At 44.0% G+C, this 19,785-nt stretch carries 20 protein-coding genes; 12 read left to right on the plus strand and 8 right to left on the minus strand.

All coding sequences use genetic code 11. The annotated features are described in order from the left end of the window. Positions 1-158: 158 nt before the first annotated feature. Positions 159-1,067: a 1-phosphofructokinase gene (gene pfkB, locus G636_RS0116265; RefSeq protein ID WP_026508921.1), complete on the minus strand. Its 909-nt coding sequence runs from the start codon at positions 1,065-1,067 to the stop codon at positions 159-161. 249 nt (positions 1,068-1,316) lie between these two features. Here pfkB and fliY point away from each other — a divergent pair, with 249 nt between their 5' ends. From fliY to G636_RS0116290, 5 genes are all read left to right on the plus strand, one after another. Beyond that, complete coding sequence (gene fliY / locus G636_RS19065; protein ID WP_035779954.1) at positions 1,317-1,937, plus strand: flagellar motor switch phosphatase FliY; 621 nt, start codon at positions 1,317-1,319, stop codon at positions 1,935-1,937. 208 nt (positions 1,938-2,145) lie between these two features. Next, positions 2,146-3,279 (plus strand): DUF4317 domain-containing protein, encoded by a 1,134-nt coding sequence (locus tag G636_RS0116275; RefSeq protein ID WP_026508922.1) that lies wholly within the window; start codon positions 2,146-2,148, stop codon positions 3,277-3,279. A 21-nt stretch (positions 3,280-3,300) separates the two neighbouring features. Continuing rightward, the gene (locus tag G636_RS0116280) at positions 3,301-5,049 is read left to right on the plus strand and encodes an ABC transporter ATP-binding protein (RefSeq protein WP_026508923.1); all 1,749 of its coding nucleotides are present in this window, start codon (positions 3,301-3,303) and stop codon (positions 5,047-5,049) included. A 44-nt stretch (positions 5,050-5,093) separates the two neighbouring features. After that, on the plus strand, positions 5,094-7,091 hold the full coding sequence (locus G636_RS0116285) for an ABC transporter ATP-binding protein (protein WP_026508924.1): 1,998 nt from the start codon (positions 5,094-5,096) through the stop codon (positions 7,089-7,091). Continuing rightward, positions 7,088-7,801: a hypothetical protein gene (locus G636_RS0116290; RefSeq protein ID WP_026508925.1), complete on the plus strand. Its 714-nt coding sequence runs from the start codon at positions 7,088-7,090 to the stop codon at positions 7,799-7,801. The genes G636_RS0116285 and G636_RS0116290 overlap by 4 nt, the downstream gene beginning before the upstream one ends. A gap of 120 nt (positions 7,802-7,921) precedes the next feature. Here the strand turns inward: G636_RS0116290 and G636_RS0116295 are convergent, their stop codons facing one another. The 7 genes from G636_RS0116295 to G636_RS0116325 are packed head-to-tail and all read right to left on the minus strand — an operon-like array spanning position 7,922 to position 13,072. Continuing rightward, positions 7,922-8,362 (minus strand): hypothetical protein, encoded by a 441-nt coding sequence (locus G636_RS0116295; RefSeq protein ID WP_026508926.1) that lies wholly within the window; start codon positions 8,360-8,362, stop codon positions 7,922-7,924. Next, positions 8,355-8,942, minus strand: a complete 588-nt coding sequence (locus G636_RS0116300; RefSeq protein ID WP_026508927.1) for a hypothetical protein — start codon at positions 8,940-8,942, stop codon at positions 8,355-8,357. Before G636_RS0116300 ends, G636_RS0116295 begins: the two co-directional genes overlap by 8 nt. 21 nt (positions 8,943-8,963) lie before the next feature. Continuing rightward, complete coding sequence (locus G636_RS0116305; RefSeq protein WP_026508928.1) at positions 8,964-9,455, minus strand: DUF4860 domain-containing protein; 492 nt, start codon at positions 9,453-9,455, stop codon at positions 8,964-8,966. 16 nt (positions 9,456-9,471) lie between these two features. Then, complete coding sequence (locus G636_RS0116310; protein WP_026508929.1) at positions 9,472-9,828, minus strand: hypothetical protein; 357 nt, start codon at positions 9,826-9,828, stop codon at positions 9,472-9,474. 12 nt (positions 9,829-9,840) lie between these two features. After that, positions 9,841-10,905 carry a type II secretion system F family protein gene (locus tag G636_RS0116315; RefSeq protein ID WP_026508930.1) on the minus strand — a complete coding sequence of 355 codons (1,065 nt, stop codon included), beginning with the start codon at positions 10,903-10,905 and terminating at the stop codon, positions 9,841-9,843. 24 nt (positions 10,906-10,929) lie between these two features. After that, on the minus strand, positions 10,930-12,315 hold the full coding sequence (locus G636_RS0116320) for a transglutaminase-like domain-containing protein (protein ID WP_051227099.1): 1,386 nt from the start codon (positions 12,313-12,315) through the stop codon (positions 10,930-10,932). A 25-nt stretch (positions 12,316-12,340) separates the two neighbouring features. Then, on the minus strand, positions 12,341-13,072 hold the full coding sequence (locus tag G636_RS0116325) for a GGDEF domain-containing protein (RefSeq protein ID WP_026508932.1): 732 nt from the start codon (positions 13,070-13,072) through the stop codon (positions 12,341-12,343). Positions 13,073-13,526: 454 nt separating this feature from the next. Here G636_RS0116325 and gap point away from each other — a divergent pair, with 454 nt between their 5' ends. From gap to G636_RS0116360, 7 genes are all read left to right on the plus strand, one after another. Next, positions 13,527-14,558, plus strand: coding sequence for a type I glyceraldehyde-3-phosphate dehydrogenase (gap, locus tag G636_RS0116330; protein WP_026508933.1), 1,032 nt, complete (start codon positions 13,527-13,529; stop codon positions 14,556-14,558). Positions 14,559-14,674: 116 nt separating this feature from the next. Further along, entirely contained in the window at positions 14,675-15,913 is a 1,239-nt protein-coding gene (locus G636_RS0116335; protein ID WP_026508934.1) for a phosphoglycerate kinase, read from the plus strand. 40 nt (positions 15,914-15,953) lie between these two features. Next, on the plus strand, positions 15,954-16,700 hold the full coding sequence (gene tpiA / locus G636_RS0116340; RefSeq protein WP_026508935.1) for a triose-phosphate isomerase: 747 nt from the start codon (positions 15,954-15,956) through the stop codon (positions 16,698-16,700). A gap of 266 nt (positions 16,701-16,966) precedes the next feature. Further along, positions 16,967-17,689 carry a CAP domain-containing protein gene (locus G636_RS20955; protein WP_026508936.1) on the plus strand — a complete coding sequence of 241 codons (723 nt, stop codon included), beginning with the start codon at positions 16,967-16,969 and terminating at the stop codon, positions 17,687-17,689. A 240-nt stretch (positions 17,690-17,929) separates the two neighbouring features. Further along, the gene (locus tag G636_RS0116350; RefSeq protein ID WP_035779955.1) at positions 17,930-18,430 is read left to right on the plus strand and encodes a metallophosphoesterase family protein; all 501 of its coding nucleotides are present in this window, start codon (positions 17,930-17,932) and stop codon (positions 18,428-18,430) included. Between the two features lie 26 nt (positions 18,431-18,456). After that, positions 18,457-18,933 (plus strand): shikimate kinase, encoded by a 477-nt coding sequence (locus G636_RS0116355; RefSeq protein ID WP_081668559.1) that lies wholly within the window; start codon positions 18,457-18,459, stop codon positions 18,931-18,933. Positions 18,934-19,036: 103 nt separating this feature from the next. Further along, positions 19,037-19,585, plus strand: coding sequence for a TetR/AcrR family transcriptional regulator (locus tag G636_RS0116360; protein WP_026508939.1), 549 nt, complete (start codon positions 19,037-19,039; stop codon positions 19,583-19,585). The last annotated feature ends 200 nt before the right edge of the window (positions 19,586-19,785 follow it).

Here is a 19,785-nt window from a genome sequence, read left to right on the forward strand (position 1 = left end):
TTCAATAATTGAGATTATAGAAAAGGTGACCACCTCTAATGAAGTGATCACCTTTTATTCTTGTTCTCTTTTATTTATTTTGCCTATATACCAGACATACACAGTTAAATGCTTGCATGGCCTTTTATCTTTTGCTGTTGTGTGACTATCCTGACTGATCAACTAAGTGTCTTATAAAGTTCATTTATAAGCTCTGCTGTTGCCAGTCCGTCAAGGAATGCTGTAGCGCCGCCTGCTGCGGTGCCCATGTTGAGAGCAACCTTGTAATCTTTGGTCTTGGAATATCCTGCAACAAAGCCTGCTACCATGGAATCTCCTGCACCAACGGAATTCCTAACTGTTCCCTTGCATACTCCCTGGCGAAGTCTCTGTCCATCCTCGGTGATCAGCATTGAACCGTCGCCAGCCATTGAGATGAGTACATTACGTGCTCCTTTCTCTTGAAGCTTTTTGGCATAGAGCTCAATATCATCGTCAGTCTCGATCTCTACGCCGAACATCTCACCCAGCTCCTGCTTGTTGGGTTTGATAAGGAAAGGATGGTACTTCAGCACATTGAGAAGTAGATCTTTGATTGCGTCAACGACAAAGAGGATGCCCCTTCCATCAAGTCGTTCCAGAATCCTTTCGTAGATATCGTTTGGAAGAGAAGAAGGTATGGAGCCGGATACTATAAGAGTATCGCCTTCCTTAAGCGTGTCCAGCTTCTCAAACAGCTGATCAAGACATTCCGCAGGGATCTTGGGTCCCTGACAATTGATCTCTGTTTCTTCCTGTCCCTTGATCTTAACATTGATTCTGGTATTTCCCTCCGGAAGACGGATAAAATCAGCTTTGATACCTGATGCAGCTACGCCGTCTTCAATTGCCTTGCCTATAAAACCGGCAGTGAATCCCAGAGCTGTGGTCTCTTCTCCAAGCTCGCGAAGAACTGTGGAAACATTGATCCCTTTGCCTCCGAAATAGATTTCTTCACTGTCGGACCTGTTGGTCATGCCGGGCTTTAGATCGCCAGACATACGAACTACATAGTCCAGTGCCGGATTAAAGGTAACGGTGTAAATCATGGAATGACTCCTTTCCTTGCCGGTGCGTTATGCATCAGCATTTGTGGATTAAATGATGGTTTTGGATCTATTGGGACCCATTATGACAGTCCTGCACAGATAAATGTAAATAATAGCTGTTCTCATGCCGATATAGATACAGTGAGGGTAGGAATAGCCTGATCATTCTTATCCGGCAGTACTTGTACGAGAACAGTTTATCACCTGGCATAGTCAAAATCAAATCGCCGGCACTTAAGGAGGTCTCAGATGGATAGTAGTATTTTAACCAGTGAGCAGATAGATATTCTGGGCGAAGTGGCCAATATCAGTATGGGCAATGCAGCAACGGCGCTGGGGGCCATGCTTAACAGGACTGTCAGTATCACTACTCCAAAAGTGGAGGTCATTAACAGAAGCCAGTCGCTTGATGACTATTCCAATGTATGCATTTTCGTACAGATCCATTATATAAAGGGCCTTCAGGGCAATAATGTGCTGATCCTCAAGGAGACTGATGTTAAGTGCATGACTGACCTTATGATGGGCGGACAAGGTGATATCAGCCCTGAGCCTATTAATGATATACAGATCTCCGCAGCCTCTGAATCTATGAACCAGATGATGGGGTCGTCTGCAACATCTCTGTCTTCGATGTTGGGCATACCTGTAGATATCAGCACTCCTGAAGTCAAGTGGATTGATGTGGAATCAGTAAAGACCTTTGAGAGAATGTTTGAAGGTACGGAAGATAAGTTTGTAAAGGTTACCTTCCGTATGGAGGTGGCAGGCCTTATTGATTCCATTATGGTACAGCTATATCCCGTGAATTTTGCTGATGAGATGTGCCAGAAGTTCAAGGAGTCCAAGCTTCAGGCCAGAGAGTCGTGATTTAGATATAATTTAATCAATCTTTATTTTCTTTTCCTCTTATTTAAGATTTCTGTATCTGACAAGTGGGCATAAATAATGATAAAATAATGGAGGTCACCGGTTACCACGGCATTTCACAAATAGTGACAGGCTCTGGCAAAAATGACCTCCTTTTTGTGTCCGGACTTTGGCATCCGGTGACGAATAAAGATAAAGGGGAAGAGAAATGAATAAAGAAGAAATATCCGAGATAAAAAAACAGTTTACACCCGACAGATGCACTATAGATCATATCTGCGGCTGTTATGTAGATCATGAAAAGAACAAGGTCATGGTGGATAAAAGAGCATTCGGCTCTATCCCCGATGAAGAAATGTACAAATACCTGGACATATTCAGACACAGTCTGACAGGCACTATAGGCAAGAACCTCATACCATTGGAGTTTCCTCTGGACGAGGAGATCGAGGGAGGTACCCAGAATTTTCTATTGAATCTAAGGGACAGTCATCTGGAGGATGATGCACTGGTAGATGAATTTTATGACAAGGTGATAGCCAATTATGTTAATGGTGAGAATTACTATATCATTTTGGTGCATGCAATATACGATATCCCCGGTGTGACCAGTGATCATATAGAAAATGATGATGCATCCACAGATATTTATGACTATATTCTGTGCAGTATCTGTCCTGTAAAGCTCAGCAAGGCAGGACTTGGCTACAATGAACATGATAACAGGATAGAAGACAGGTTCAGGGATTGGATAGTGGAAGCCCCTGTAAAGGGAATGCTCTTCCCTGCTTTTATTGAGAGGAATACTGATATCCATAACATGCTCTACTATACTAAAAAGCCTGAGGATCTGCAGCCTGAGTTTGTAGAGACTTTGTTTGGCGGAAGGCCGCCTATGTCAGCTCCGGACCAGAAGGATACCTTTGAAGCCATTATCATGGATACTGTAGGTGATGAGGGTAATTATGACACTGTAAAGAATATCTATGAAAATCTGGAACAGATGATGGAGGATCATGCAGAGGACAGAGAGCCCCTTGAGATCGGCAAGGAAGACATGAGGCTTCTTTTGGCTCAGTCAGGTGTGCCGGAAGACAATATGAGATCCTTTAACAAAAATTATGAAAACTGTGTAGGCAGTGAAGAGGATTATCCGCTTCTGGCCAGCAATATTTCCACCGGCAAGAAGTTCAGAATATCAACTCCCGATGTGGAGATAAAGGTCAATCCCGAGAGAACGGATCTGGTTGAGACCAGGATCATAGATGGCAGACAATGTATTGTCATCAAGGTGGATGACCATGTTGAAGTAAATGGTATGAGCGTAAGGACAATACTGTGATTATGGTAAAGGGTGATTCGAATGGTCAAAACAATATTAAGTCAGCTAAAAGAATTTAAACTAATAGCGATCACAGCACCCCTTTGGATGGTAGGCGAAGTGATCTGTGAAATGATAATCCCCATACTCATGGGACATATGGTGGATATAGGCGTGTCCGGAGGAGATATGGGCTATATCGTAAGGACGGGTCTCTTTATGCTATTTGTGGCTGTTTTGGGATTGATCTGCGGATGTATGGGCGGTTATTCCAGATCCAAGGCTGCGGCAGGACTGTCCAGAAATCTGAGAAAGGCTATGCATGACAATATTCAGACTTTCTCTTTTTCCAATATAGATAAATTTTCCACATCGGGTCTGGTTACCAGGCTTACCACTGATGTTACCAATATTCAGAACTCTTTTATGATGATACTGTCTATGGCTGTCAGGGCTCCTATGTCTATGATAGTAGCCATGGCTATGTCATTTTATCTGAGTCCCAGGATCGCAACGGTATACCTGATAGCTGTTATCTTTCTGATGCTGGTGATAGGTCTGTTCATGAAGTCAACAATGGTATATTTCAAGCAGGTGTTTGAAAAATATGACAAGCTCAATGAGAGCGTTCAGGAGAATGTATCTGCTATAAGAGTGGTCAAGGCCTATGTCAGAGAAGAGCATGAGGACAATAAGTTTGAAAAGGCTGCTACTGCTATATATTCCATGTTTGTCAAAGCAGAGAAGAGAGTGGCAATAGCAGGACCTCTTATGATGTTTACCGTATATTCCTGCATCCTTCTTATCAGCTGGATGGGAGCTCACATGATCGTGGCAGGAAGTCTCTCTACCGGTACCTTGATGAGCCTTCTCACCTATTGCATGAATATCCTTATGAGCCTGATGATGGTATCTATGGTATTTGTGATGATCACCATGTCTGAAGCTTCTGCAAGACGTGTCAGTGAAGTTATCAATGAGAAGAGTGATCTGACAGATCCTGACGTTCCTGTATATGAAGTAAAGGATGGATCCATAGTATTTGATCATGTTGATTTTGCATATGACAGGAATGCGGATGAGCCGGTACTCAAGGATATCAACCTATCCATAAATTCCGGAGAATCCATAGGCATCATAGGTGCTACCGGTTCTGCCAAGTCTTCCCTGGTAAGCCTTATCAGCAGGCTCTATGATGTGACAAAGGGTGCTGTAAAGGTAGGCGGCCTTGACGTAAGAGATTACAACATGGAAGCCTTGAGAAATCAGGTGGCGGTAGTACTGCAGAAAAACGAGCTATTCTCAGGCAGCATCTATGATAACCTTCGCTGGGGTAATCCTGAGGCGACAGATGAAGATTGCAGATGGGCTGCCAAGCTGGCCTGCGCAGATGAGTTTGTTGAGAAGATGCCTCAGGGTTATAACACCTATATAGAGCAGGGAGGCAGCAATGTGTCAGGTGGTCAGAAGCAGAGACTGTGTATTGCCAGAGCCCTGTTAAAGAAGCCCAAGGTATTAATACTGGATGATTCCACATCCGCTGTTGATACTGCAACAGATGCCATTATCAGGAATGCATTTATCCGTGAATTGCCCAGCATGACAAGGCTTATCATAGCTCAGCGAATCTCATCTGTAATGGAATGTGACAGGATCATAGTAATGGATAATGGCAAAGTAGCAGATTTTGGCAGTCATGAAGAGCTCCTTGGTCGCTGCTCCATTTATAGCGAAGTATATGAATCCCAGACCGGAGCCAATGCAGATGCGGATTTTGACGAACCTGCCTGATGATGAATACAGATGCCGGCAATGGACCGGTGTGGAGGTAATAAATGGCTGAAGAAAAAGTAGTAAAAGTAGGCGGCCACGGCGGAAGAGGAATGAGAGGAATGCCTAGGCCAAAGATAGATAATCCCGGTAAACTTTTTGTAAGACTGATAAAGGCAGTAATGGAGAATTATACAGTCCATCTTATAGTGGTAGTAGCTTGTATACTCATAAGTGTATTCGCCAATATCCAGGGAACTCTTTTTACCAGAACCTTGATCGACGCATATATAGAGCCCTTGTCCAAGGCTGCCAGAGCCGGAGAAGCAGTGGATTATGGCCCTCTTGCCATTGCTATGCTCAGGGTGGCATGCTTTTATGCCATAGGTATAGCTGCTGCATTTATACAGGCCTGGACTATGGTATATGTGACCCAGGGTACACTAAAGAACCTGAGGATCAGACTCTTTGAACATATGGAGAGCCTTCCTATCAAGTATTTTGATACCAACGCCCACGGCGATATCATGTCAGTGTATACCAATGATATCGATACTTTGCGCCAGATGATTTCCCAGTCATTGCCTCAGCTCCTTAACAGTGCCATCACCATTGTCAGTGTACTGGGGTCCATGATCATACTCAATATTCCTCTTACCTTTGTAACACTCTTTATGGTAGCAGTAATGCTCTTTGTATCTGGCAAGGTTACCAAGATGTCCGGTAAGAACTTTATAGCCCAGCAAAAGAATCTGGGTACTCTTAATGGCTTCATCGAAGAGATGATGAACGGTGAGAAGGTTGTCAAGGTATTCTGCCACGAAAAACAGGCTGTTGAAGAGTTTGACAGATATAATGAAGCTCTGTATGAGAGCGCTTATAAGGCAAATGCTTTTTCATCAATACTCATGCCCATCAATGCCCAGCTGGGTAATGTGAGCTACGTAATGTGCACTATCGTAGGCGGTGCTCTGGCTCTTACCACTTCTGAGACAACAGGTACAGGAGTAGCATTTCTCCTGGCTCTTATCGGACTCTTTGGAAGTCTGTCAGTAGGTTCCCTTGCATCCTTCCTGACGTTTAACAAGAACTTCTCTATGCCGGTAAACCAGGTTTCTATGCAGCTTAATTCCATCATCATGGCCCTGGCAGGTGCAGACAGAGTATTCAGACTCCTGGATCAGGAGCCTGAGACCGATGAGGGCTATGTGACACTAGTCAATGCCAAGATGGAAAATGGCGAGATCACAGAGACAGACGAGCACACCGGCAAGTGGGCATGGAAGCATTATCATAAGGCTGAGGGTACCACTGATTATAAGCCCCTTATGGGTGATGTAACCTTTAATGATGTAGACTTTGGCTACAATGATGACAAGATGGTGCTGCATAACATTGTGCTTCACGCTAGGCCCGGTCAGAAGATAGCGCTGGTCGGTACCACAGGTGCGGGTAAGACCACCATCACCAATTTGATCAATCGTTTCTATGATATTCAGGATGGAAAGATCAGGTACGATAATATAAATGTCAATAAGATATGTAAAAAGGATCTGAGAAGGTCCCTTGGCATAGTTCTTCAGGAGACTCATCTTTTTACCGGAACGGTAGCTGATAATATCAGATACGGCAAGCTGGATGCTACAGATGAAGAAGTAATAGCTGCTGCAAAGCTGGCCAATGCAGATGGCTTTATCAGAAGGCTGCCAAACGGCTACGATACTCAGCTTACAGGAGACGGAGCCAATCTTTCACAAGGTCAGAGACAGCTTCTTGCAATCGCAAGGGCAGCTATAGCTGATCCCCCGGTACTGATCCTGGATGAAGCTACCAGCTCTATTGATACCAGAACAGAAAAGCTGGTTCAGGATGGTATGGACAAGCTGATGAGTGGAAGGACTACCTTTGTAATAGCGCACAGGCTGTCTACCATTCGCAACTCCGACTGTATCCTTGTTATGGAACAGGGACGTATCATAGAGAGAGGCAGTCACGAAGAGCTATTGGATAAGAAGGGCAAATACTATCAACTGTACACAGGTAAAAAGGCCGAAACAGCATGAGTGATAATAAGTTGATCCGAAGTGAGCTTGCATACTGGGATAAGGATAAAACGCTGGTGGAACTGTTTGATGACAGGATCCGCTTTACTCCTGTGGGCGAAAAGCCGGTGGATATCAGATATGCAACCATATCCTCCTGCAAGCGTTATATCAAAGAACTCCTGATCACCAGTAAAGGTACAAGCGGAGACAGCTATGACGTACACTATATCCCTGTTAAATTCGAAAACAAGGATATAGCAGGCTATTATTATCATTTTATAGCAGACAGAGTGGAACGCTCGGCTGCTGTTGGAGAGTCTGAGACTAGCAGAGATGACGAGTCAAAGCCTGTATATACTATTCCCTGTAATTGCGCTTTTGCTGAAGGCGTTCTCTATATCTTTAATGATCACTTCAGCTTCAGGACCAACGGTCAAGGTAGCAATATAAGGGTTCATTACCTGGATGTGCTGGAAGTCACAAAGAACTTCGGATCTATACGCTTTAAGTTGGGACCTGCTGATTTTGTGAGCTTCCAGGTACCCAAAGCAGTGTTCCTTGAGGTGTACAGATTTCTGGATTCTCATGTGCGCAGTGAAGCGGTCAGGAGCCTGGATACAGAAGATGAGATTGTCAGAAATATGAGGACCGGCATTGGACACAATGTGGACAAGCAGGTCATCAAGGAATCCTTTGCAGCCAGAGATATGGACGTAGAGGACCTGTAGCAGAGATCACGACATAGAAGTGCATCCGTGCACTTCTGAGCATGTCGAAATACATCCTTGTATTCACGACATAGAAGTGCATCCGCGTGGTTAATAGCTGCCGGATGCATTTTTGATTCTTTATTCAAGGGGGATATGCCCTTCGTCATAACCCAGGGCGCTGTCGTCAGTTACTGTGTTATAGACAGATATGCTGTAGCAGAGATCGGTATTGCTATCAGGATATACGGGAGATAGCTCCACGTGAAGATAACGGCAGTCGCTTATGGGGAAATCTTCCTTAAGTATGACAGAGCCTGCTTTTTGCATATAATCATTCTTGTCAGAGGCAGAATTATATATTTGATGAAGAGCTGCGTCTGTGTCAGCCATAAAGCCTTCTGACGCCAGTACAGCGCTGTAATAGCTGCGGGTATTGGCTGAAGCTTTGGATGAGAGAGCCTCCTCTGCAAGGGCGCTTTGGAGAGACAAAAGGGCAAAGGAAATAAGGCTCACTGCCAGGAATATCAACAATATAGAAACTGCACCAATAGGCATATTAAGGCTGATCCTTTTATTCATAGGCAGCCTCCTTTTTAAGTCCAAGATAAAGACCCATTGGGATCTGCAGAATAGGTGAAGCTGCATCTTTTGCATCTTCACCTGTTATCAGTTCGTGAGTATGAGAAGTATTGAATACATAAATGCAGGCATCTGATGCATAGCCCAGTCTTGAATTGTCTGAATAATCCTTATACAGATCATCTGCATATACAAGCTTTGTTGTTATCACTGTTTCGTAATAAGTGTTATTTGCAGTCTCGTTTATGTCAGAAGCGGGGCTCATGATCGGATTAAAGTCCTTATCCAGGCAGATGATGATAGAGCCTGTGGACTGACTGTCATCCTTGCTCATTATGCAGTAATTGGGAAATTCATCATAAATACGGCTCAGATCTCCGCCGCAGCTGATATATATCTGGGCTATGGAATCAGCAAAAAGTCCTGCTTTTGTTTCGTCCGATGCCCTTTTGGTGACCAGGTATGCCCTGGCAAATATCTGGACGCAGACTGCGCAGGTGATGGCAAAAAAGAATAATGAAATTATCAGCTCTGTGAGAAATAATGATGAGCTGCTTATCTTGTTAAAACCATCCCGCATATTGATATCTATTTGCTCCCTTTATTCTGCATTATTCCTTAATGCAACGTATACTCTTATTGTGCTTTTATCTGTCATGGCCATCTCTATTCGGCAAAGGCTGTTGTCCACCATGGAGATGTCCATGCTGTCCATATCCATGATCCTCTGGCCTGTCATGGGAGATATGGTTGCTTTTTCGCTGCTCATGATCTCCATTAGAGAGCCGTCATAGACGTACAGAGAAGTGACATATGTCTCTTTGTTTAACTCTTCGTAAATCTTGATGGCCGGAGAATTGCCTACTTTACCTATCCGTATCATATCAGAGGAGCTTGCGCAGCGTATCTTGTTCAGTACATAAGAACCTGCTGTTCTGATCTCGTAGGACGAATCAGATGCAGAGAGCGTCCTTTTGTAAACTGAAGAGCCCAGGGCAATGACCATTACAGAACACAGGGCAAATCCAAAGAGGAGAGCTGTAAGAGTAATGGTCTCTATTATATGCTTGTCTCTGCTTAGCTGCTGCGTCACGGCTGCCTCCTGATCGTTATCTTATGGTAGATGCGACCCCTGTCTGGATGTTGAGTATGGTCACGTCCGGGTAAATATTGGAACCAAAAGCGGAATAATCTATAAAAAAGACTTCTTCATCATAGGATAGCCCGTAATGTTCTCTTATATATTCCAGACTTGGAGGGTAGAAGCCTTCAATTGCATAGCACTGGGCTATATCCTTTCTCAGAGCATTTGAGAGTGAATCCTGCCTGTAGTAGAGAGACTTCATACCTATACTGTCTATGCCCAGATTAAAGAGGATGAGCATGATTATGCTAATGATCAGGTAGATATAGCCGGCTATTGATTTAAATGGTTTTGTTATTTTTCTTTTAAAAAAGTTACCCATAAAGCCTCGTTATCAGCCAATCTGGCTCATGATGCCCATAAGCGGGAGTATTACAGATAAAAGCACCATTCCGACTATAAAGGACAGGATGATGACAAGGGCAGGCTCTATGATGGATAGAAGGATGGAAATCTTTCGCATTGCATCCTTGTCATATTTATCTGCGATTTGAGAGAGGACCTTGTCCATGGAGCCGGATCTGAAGCCTACCAGAAGCATTCTTGTATATACGGCGTTAAACATACCTGTTTTTTTGATGGCTTCAGGGAAGCTTGCTTCTTTGGTGATCTCATCTATACATACATCAACTTTGTCCGCTATTTCTTTGTTTTCTACTATCCTCTTGATGAGCTGCAGAGATGTATATGTATCCATTCCGCTTCTGATAGCCATTGACATGCCTCCTGCAAAGCGGCTGATAGCCATATCGCATATGAGATCATGAAAGGGGCCGAAATGCATTCCTGCCCGCTCTGCGATACGTCTTCCTCTTCGGGTCTGAGTGGACAGGAAGAGGAGAATGGAGAATGTGGCAACCAGGCTGATGATCACCATGGACCATTTACTCATGGAATTACCTATATTCAGGAGAATCTGTGAAAAGCCGCTCATTCCTGTTCCCAACTGTGCAAATACCTGGGCAAAGATAGGCATGACCTTGGTAAGAAGGATCATGACTATAACGAATATCATCAGAGTGATGATGGAGGGATAGGTAATGGCACTTCTGGTGGCTTCCTTGAGTTCATCCTCTCTCTGGTAAAAAGCTGAAAGAGAAGCAAGGACAGTATCCAGATTGCCGGTCTCTTCGCCAATCCTGATCATGGATATGACATAGGGCGGGAATACCTGGCACATGCCAAGGGCGATATGAAAACGTTCTCCTTGCCTTAGCATGGATAAAAGGTCTGTCAAAAGCTCTTTTGATCTTGTGTCTGAAGTATCTGATAAAAGGATATCTGTGGCTTCCGTAGGGGCTATGCCTCCCTCCAGGAGCATGGCAAACTGACCGCAGAAAGCGGCAAGCTCACTATCAGATAATTCTCGTTTTTTTCTGCTTTTTACTTTTGCATCCATAAGGCTTCCCCATAGCGGATCTGATCAGTAAATGTATTTGACAGAATAATTGGAAGAGTCACCGATAAAGGATCTGAGTTTTTCTTCGGGTGTGGTGGAACCAAAGGTGGGATCCATAAGCTGCCAGGTGGTGCCATCGAACTGGACGATACCGTTTACCCAGCCTTTGTCACTTATATAGCAGCTGATCCAGGCGTGATAGGCGGTACCGGCATAGCCCACTTCCATATGTGTTGGGATCCTCTGTGAGCGGAGAATGGAAGCCATAAGGCAGGCATAGTCAAGACATATGCCTTTCCCAGTCTCCATGACTTCGTCTATATCAGGAATGTAACCGCTTTCTACGGTTTCCGCTTCCTCGTAATCATAGGTAATATTGGAAATTATATAGTTGTATACGTTGGATATGACATCAAGATCGTTATTTGCGCTCCAGGCCAGCTCTTTGCCCTTGGCTATCCCCAGGTTCCCTGCATTGAACCATACATACTGGTTGGGATAGAGATAGGGTAGGAATTCATTTTCCAGCTTGACATCAAAAGATGCGGAAAATGCTGTGGCGTACTGGTTGCCGGATATATTCTCGTATACATTTACCAGGTAGAGGCCGTCTCCTGCGGAAAGGGGGAAGACCTCATCCTTGCCTCCGCCGGTGGCAAGATTGTAGGTGTAAGTTACATCATCGCTCCCTGTGATCTGGAGTTTGACCTTCTCATTACTGCCTGCATATCTGACAAATATATAGCCCTGACTTGCGTTGGATGCGTCTATTATCACATCGTCTGAGCTATAGACTGTTTCCCCGCTCATCTGGGGGATCAGTACCTGGGGCTCGCAGTCCCTGCTTCCTTTGGTGTCGGAGGTGTTATTGCGGAAGTTTGAACTGACAGTGCCCCTGCCTTCGCTGCTTGCAGGATCGAAAAAGATCCTGGTATAGGTGCCGGACTGGTCACAAATATAGAACCATACGGATCCAACAGGAGCATCAAAAATGATCTCTCTCTCCGGAGCGTTAAAAGACAGAGCATAGTATTTGGAACCGTCCTCCTCCATGAGATAGGAATCGTGAACGTTGACGTAGGCATCGGTTAGTATTACGTGGAGGGTATCATCCTCCAGCCAGCTGCCTACTACTCTTGTATCGTTTCTTCCTATCAGAGAGACTTTAGAAGCCAGGTTTACAAGGGGGCTTTTTTCGATCAGAAGAAAAGGGAAGAGCAGCATGACAAAGACGCAACAAAGACAGAAGGCAAAGAGGCCGCGACGAAATACAGTCAGCTTCTGTTCTTCCCTTAGCAGACTGTTTATGCTTTCTTCTATATTTGCCTTTTCCTCGCCTGGAAAGACACCGATAAAACCGTGAGCGATCACGCTTTTATCACTTATAAGATTATTGTCTGTATTGTCCATTATTCTTGTCTTTCAGATGAATCTGTCAGTCGCTTGTACCAAATATGCTGCTCTCTGTAATGAATCTGGAGTATGCAGCGGCTATTAGTTCATAATAATGAAGGGGATGTATTTCTTCTGCATCAAGGGTATTGTACTTGATGATCATACGGTTTTCGGGATGAAGGATATTGTATTCTTTGATGCTTTCACAAAGCATGGCCATTGTCTCATAGGGACTGGCGCTCCTTCCCTTGTCTGATACAATCAGGAATTCATTGCCGCCGTTCCTGCAGGCAAAGGAACCGTCACTGACGCATCTGTTGACAATATGGCCGAATTCTTCCATGAGTCTGTCTCCGGCATCGGTCCTTCCTTCCATATTGGCAAGCGCCAGGTTGTCTATGGATATGAGAGTGAGGCACATGTTTTTGAGGTTATCGGGATCATCAAAACGCTCCAGGTATCTATCAAAGCTGTATCTGTTGGGAAGATTGGTCAGAGGATCCAGGTAGAGCATTTTTTTGAATTTGATAGACTCTCTCTGCAGGTCATTGATGTGCCTGAGATCTGCTATGCCCAGAAGAAATGACACTACCAGTACCAGTAGCAGAACTCCGCACAGGAGAGTAAAGCTCCTGTCCCGGTATATACTTTCGCGGAGAGGAGCGTCGGTCAAGATCATAATAAAGGAAAAAACTGCTGTCAGGAACTCGATGATCAGGCCACAAACTTTGCGGCGCATGACACCTTTAAAAATGTCACCGTTATTGTTCATTCCCTATTGTCCCTTTTTCTTTAGTATATGTTATTAGACGTACCTTCAGAAACACGCATTTACTGCGTGTTTCGTGAGAACATGAATCTGGCAAATAGGCCCAGCGGCCCTGGCCGCTCTCAAATGGCCTATTTGCATACATTCTTGGATATTTTATCCAAGAATGTATGGTTTGATATATCTTAACTTACTAACATTTTACTAAATTACGTATATTTTGTGAAGTAATATCGGGATTACGATAACAATTCAATTGTTACGATATAAATTTTATGGAAAATAGCTTTGGTAATTGAATATTTATAAATGAACACTTGAATTTATCAGTCAAGTTCGTTAGAATAGGAATTGCTGATAAAAAATTGTCAATAATGACTGCGTTCGTAAGGATACAGTTCATGAGAGATTAAGGAACAGCAACAATTATATAATTTCATTTTAGGAGGAACTTAAAATGGCAGTAAAAGTAGCAATTAATGGTTTCGGTCGTATCGGTCGTCTGGCATTCAGACAGATGTTTGGTGCAGAAGGATACGAAGTAGTAGCAATCAATGATCTGACAAGCCCTAAGATGCTTGCTCACCTTCTGAAGTATGATACTTCACAGGGTCGTTATGTAGAGCTTGGACATGAAGATGATGTTACCGCAGATGACGAAGCTGGTACAATCACAGTAAAGGGCCAGACAATCAAGATCTACAAAGAGCCCGATGCTAACAACTGCCCTTGGGGCGAGATCGGTGTAGATGTTGTCCTTGAGTGCTCCGGTTTCTATACATCCAAGGAAAAGGCACAGGCACACATCAATGCTGGTGCTAAGAAGGTTGTTATTTCCGCTCCTGCAGGAAATGATCTTCCTACAATCGTTTACAACGTTAACCACAACACACTTACAAAGGATGACAAGATCATCTCTGCTGCATCCTGCACAACTAACTGCCTTGCACCTATGACAAAGGCTCTCAATGATTTCGCACCTATCCAGTCCGGTATCATGTGCACAATCCACGCTTACACAGGTGATCAGATGATCCTTGACGGACCTCAGAGAAAGGGTGACCTTCGTCGTTCAAGAGCAGGCGCTTGCAACATCGTTCCTAACAGCACAGGTGCTGCAAAGGCTATCGGCCTTGTTATTCCTGAACTTAAGGGCAAGCTCATCGGCGCTGCACAGCGTGTTCCTACACCTACAGGTTCTACAACACTTCTGTTCGCAGTAGTTAAGTATGATGGCGAGCTTACAGCTGATGCTGTTAACGGCGCTATGAAGGCTCAGGCTAACGAGTCCTTCGGTTACAACACAGAAGAGATCGTTTCTTCCGATATCGTTGGAATGAGATTCGGTTCACTCTTCGATGCTACTCAGACTCTTGTTAACAAGGTTGGCGATGGTCTGTATGAGGTTCAGGTTGTTTCATGGTATGACAACGAGAACTCTTACACAAGCCAGATGGTTCGTACAATCAAGTACTTTGCTGAGATGTAATTCAAGAGCCCTGTCTTTTGATTGAATCAAATGCAGACTTTAAGGGTCCGGTCGGGTCGCATTATGCGACGGGGCCGGGCCCTCTTTATTTTTTATATAAACAGGAGGGTTAAATAATGGCACTGAATAAAAAGTCAGTAGATGATTTTAACGCTAAGGGAAGAAGAGTCCTTGTAAGATGCGACTTCAACGTTCCCCTTAAGGAAGGCAAGATCACAGACGAGACACGTATCGTTGCTGCTCTTCCTACTATTAACAAGCTGATCGGAGACGGAGCAAAGGTTATCCTCTGCTCACACCTTGGAAAAGTAAAGAACGGCCCCAACGAAGGCGAATCTCTTGCTGCAGTAGCTGAGAGACTGTCTGAGAAGCTGGGCAAGAAGGTTACTTTCGTAGCTGATTACAATGTAACAGGCGACGAAGCAACTAAGGCAGTTGAGGCTATGAACGAAGGCGATGTAGTGCTTCTTCAGAATACTCGTTTCAGAGGCAAGGAAGAGACTAAGCCTGAAGAAGCAGGCGAAGCTTTTGCAAAAGAGCTGGCTGATCTTTGCGACGATTATGTATGTGATGCATTTGGTTCTGCTCACAGAGCACATGCTTCTGTAGCTGTAGTTACAAAGTATGTTCGCGAAAAGGGCGGCAATTGCGCAGTTGGTTATCTCATGCAGAAGGAGATTGATTTCCTTGGAAATGCTGTAGAGAATCCTATTCGTCCTTTTGTTGCTATCCTGGGCGGTGCTAAGGTTGCAGATAAGCTCAATGTAATCAACTCTCTTCTTGATAAGTGCGATACACTGATCATCGGCGGTGGTATGGCTTATACATTCCTTAAGGCTAAGGGTTATGAGGTTGGTAAGTCTCTTCTGGATGAGACAAAGGTTGATTATTGTAAGGAAATGATGGAGAAGGCTGAGAAGTCCGGCAAGAAGCTGCTTCTGCCTGTTGATGCTGTATGTATCGATGAGTTCCCCAGCCCTATCGACAATCCTTCAATCGCTACAGCTGTATTTGATGCTGATCAGATCCCTGCTGATAAGGAAGGTGCTGATATCGGACCTAAGACTGTAGCAATGTATACCGAGGCTGTTAAGACAGCTAAGACTGTTGTTTGGAACGGACCTATGGGTGTATTCGAGAATCCTGTTCTTGCTGCAGGTACAGAAGCTGTTGCTAAGGCACTGTCTGAGACAGAAGCTACTACTATCATTGGTGGTGGTGATTCTGCAGCTGCTGTTAATCAGCTGGGTTATGCAGATAAGATGAGCCACATTTCTACAGGCGGCGGCGCTTCTCTTGAATTCCTTGAAGGCAAGAAGCTGCCCGGCGTTTATGCTGCAGATGACAGAGCGTAATGTCTGCTTGTGAGCGATCATAATTTGGAGGAATAATAAAATGGCACGTAGAAGAATTATTGCCGGTAACTGGAAGATGAACAAGACTCCTTCTGAAGCTGTTGCTCTTGTAGCTGAGCTTAGGGACCTTGTAAAGAATGATGACGTAGATGTAGTATATTGCGTTCCTGCAATTGATATCGTACCTGTTGCAGAAGCTGTTAAGGGTACTAACGTTCATGTTGGCGCTGAGAATTTCTATATTGTTGACAGCGGTGCTTATACAGGTGAGATCTCTGCTCCTATGCTTAAGGATGCAGGCGTAGAATATGTTATCATCGGACACTCTGAGAGAAGAGATATCTTTGGTGAGAATGATGTACTGATCAACCAGAAGGTTAAGAAGGCATTTGCTTCAGGCCTTACACCTATCCTTTGCTGCGGTGAGTCTCTCGCACTTCGTAAGGCTGATACTTACAAGGAGTGGATCAAGAGACAGATCACATGGGATCTGGATGGCGTTACAGCTGATCAGGTTAAGAAGCTTGTTATCGCATATGAGCCTATCTGGGCTATCGGAACAGGCGAGACTGCTACTGCAGATCAGGCTGAAGAAGTTTGCGGCCTTATCCGCGGACTGATCGCTGAGCTTTATGATCAGGCTACAGCTGATGAAGTTCGTATCCAGTACGGTGGCTCTATGAATGCAGGTAATGCAGCAGAGCTTCTGTCTAAGCCCAACATTGATGGTGGACTTATTGGCGGTGCTTCACTTAAGCCTGATTTTGGCAAGATCGTTAATGCCTGATATAGCATAAATTCTCTGCTTCATTTATTTGATGATCAATACGATTGGTTTTATTGCCTCCCGCTTTTGCGGGAGGTTTTTTTATCTCAAAAGTCTTATCAACAATAACTGATGCGCCGATAGAAAGGTGAAAGGGGTGTTGCTTGTCTGCCAAATATGGATGGGCGCTATTCTGAGAGGAGTCGGGGGAGAAACGAACGGTATCACGTTTATAAATCCTATGTAAATGCGTGTAATAATTATTAGCGGTAAGGAGCGCGAAGGATATGAAAAATAGTCTCCGTTCATTTCTTAAAGCTTTGCTGACCGTTGCTATCGTAATAGTTTTTACGATCAGTCCCCTATCTGAACTTGGGAGCAGTGCTCAGCAGATACCTGCTGATTTTGACTACAAGTACTATGCTGACAGCTATCCTGATCTTAAAGCGGCCTTTGGATATGACAAGGAGGCTCTGTGGCATCATTATGAGAATTATGGACGAAAGGAGAACAGAAAGTGCTCCTCCTATGATGCTTCCGTCCTGGGGGCTTTACGGCCTGATTCTTCTGATGTCCAAAGCTCAGATGCTGTATCTCTTGATCTGTATTCGTCCCTCTTATTTGACAAGATAAATGCATATCGCACAGCAAACGGACTTGCAGCTCTCCAGGTTAGGGATATCAATATGCAGGTTGCGGAGCTAAGGACAGCTGAACTTCCCGGCAAGTTTGATCATAAAAGGCCGGATGGAAGGACTTTTGGCAGTTCGTATGTAGATCTTGGATATGACAAGCCCTACTGTGGGGAAAATCTGTGCCTTTTGGAAGGAAACTGGGATTTTAACAAAGATGGTGACGTATATGCTTATGTGCAGTATATATTTGACGGATACAAGGCGAGCCCTTCTCACAACAGGTGTATGCTCAACCCTGCCTGGAACTATATAGGGGCATATTTTATAGTCAACAGCGGCGGATGCAGCTATAATGCTGTTGAATTTTCTCAGTAGATAACCTTTGATTAGACTATCATTATAATTTTTTACATATATATGCGCTCTTATTGGGGCTTTTGCCGAAAAAAAGTATGCGCCTTTTGATGACGTCGACAATTATACTAGGTCCAAACTTATGTCCATGCATAAATTTGGACTTTTTTATGCTGTTTTATTTAAAGGATATCTGATAAAATTACATCTGCATGCTAACAAGTCGGTAGCGCCAAAAAAGCAGATTGCATCGGAGGAGCTATGGTCAAAGCTTTAGTTATCAGTGATTCCCATGGTAGAAATGATGGGATGCGTGAAGTGATAAAAAGAGAAAAGCCTTTTGATGTTTTGATTCATTCAGGAGATGTGGATGAAGCTTTGGAGAATATATTGGGGCCCACGGATTTTCAGATCAGGAGCGTGAGAGGGAACTGCGATTATATTTCGCTGCCTTATGAGCTTATATTTAAGCTTGGAGGAAGAAATGTGCTGCTCCTTCATGGACATACTATGGGTGGAAGGAGTATTCATCCCGGAATAGATATGAATTCTCTGGTTTATTATGCCAGGTCCAAGGGCTGCGATATGCTGATCTATGGCCATACACATATACCTGATTATACAGTGCTGGAGGATGGATTTATCATTATCAATCCCGGCAGTATCACACTTCCCAGACAGTCAGACAGGCAAAAGACCTATGGAGTACTGGAAGTGGATGATCAAAAAGTAAGCTATGAGCTTAGGACGGTGGCATTTTGATAAAGGATAATATTATTCTGATCGGTATGCCTGCATCAGGCAAAAGTACAATAGGCGTCATATTGGCAAAACTGATGGGCATGAGATTTATAGACAGCGATATTTTGATCCAGGATAAAACGGGCAGGAGACTGGCCGGGATCATAGAAGAGGAAGGCGTAGACGGATTCATCAGCATTGAAGAGGATGTCAACGCATCCATTGAAGCTTCAGGGACTGTGATCGCTACCGGCGGAAGTGTTGTGTACGGCCAAAGAGCCATGGAGCATTTTAAAGAGATCGGAAAGATAGTATATCTGAAAGTGTCTGAGAAAACTATAAAGGGCAGGCTCGATGATATCAAGGGAAGGGGCGTTGTGATCAGAAGGGGCCAGACCTTTGAGGACCTTTACAGAGAGCGCACAGCCCTTTATGAACAATATGCCGATCTCATAATTGATGAGGATGGACACTCTGCAGAGGAGGTTTTATCTATGCTAAAGGAATCCCTTGACATAGAATAAGGGATTTTAGCAAGGATATAGCCAATCGGCGAGTCCAAATATATTTTTAGAAGGACACCCTGACAGCAGGGAATAATCAAATGTTTTTCAGAAAGGTCAAGAAATGCCAAGAAAACCAGTAATATCACAGACAGACATAATCAATGCAGCATTTAAGGTAACCAAGAAGTCGGGTTTTGACTCTGTTACAGCAAGAAAGCTTGCTTCCAATGCAGGCTGTTCTACACAGCCTATCTTCAGAATGTATTTCTCTATGGATGATCTGAAGAAGGATGTTTATGTAAAGACAGAAGAGTATTTTGCTGATTATTGCAAGGCTCAGGCTAACGATAACGAGACTCCTTTTGTAGATATGGGTCTTAACTATATAACTTTCGCAAAGAAGAACACTCACCTTTTCAAGCTCCTCTTCGTATCAGAGGAAGGTGCGAAGAATGAGTTCTACAAGAACAATAGCTATGGCACAGGTCTTGTAGCTGAAGAAAAGGCAAAGGCTGTAGCTAAGGGCTATAAGGATGTTGACAAGCTCTTTGATACTGTATGGGCTTATGTTCAGGGACTGGGCTGCAGAGTAGCATTTGGCCTTAATGGTGATACAACAGATGATTATGCTATGCAGATCGCTGAACTGGTTGAGAAGCTGTCCAAGTAATTTTGAGTAGCTTCCTATAGGATTGATATTGCAGAGAAATGAAGGGTTTTGTCATTTACTTGCCGCCGGCAATGTGGCAAAACCTATTTTCTTGCTCGATTACATTAGATCTAAAGCGGTGTTATAATATATAAAATAATCAAGATAACCCACCACCTTTAGGTGGTGGGAATATCTTGATTACGGGTGCGGGGTTATAA

The organism is Butyrivibrio sp. MC2013 (genome assembly GCF_000424585.1).
Lineage (GTDB): Bacteria > Bacillota > Clostridia > Lachnospirales > Lachnospiraceae > Butyrivibrio.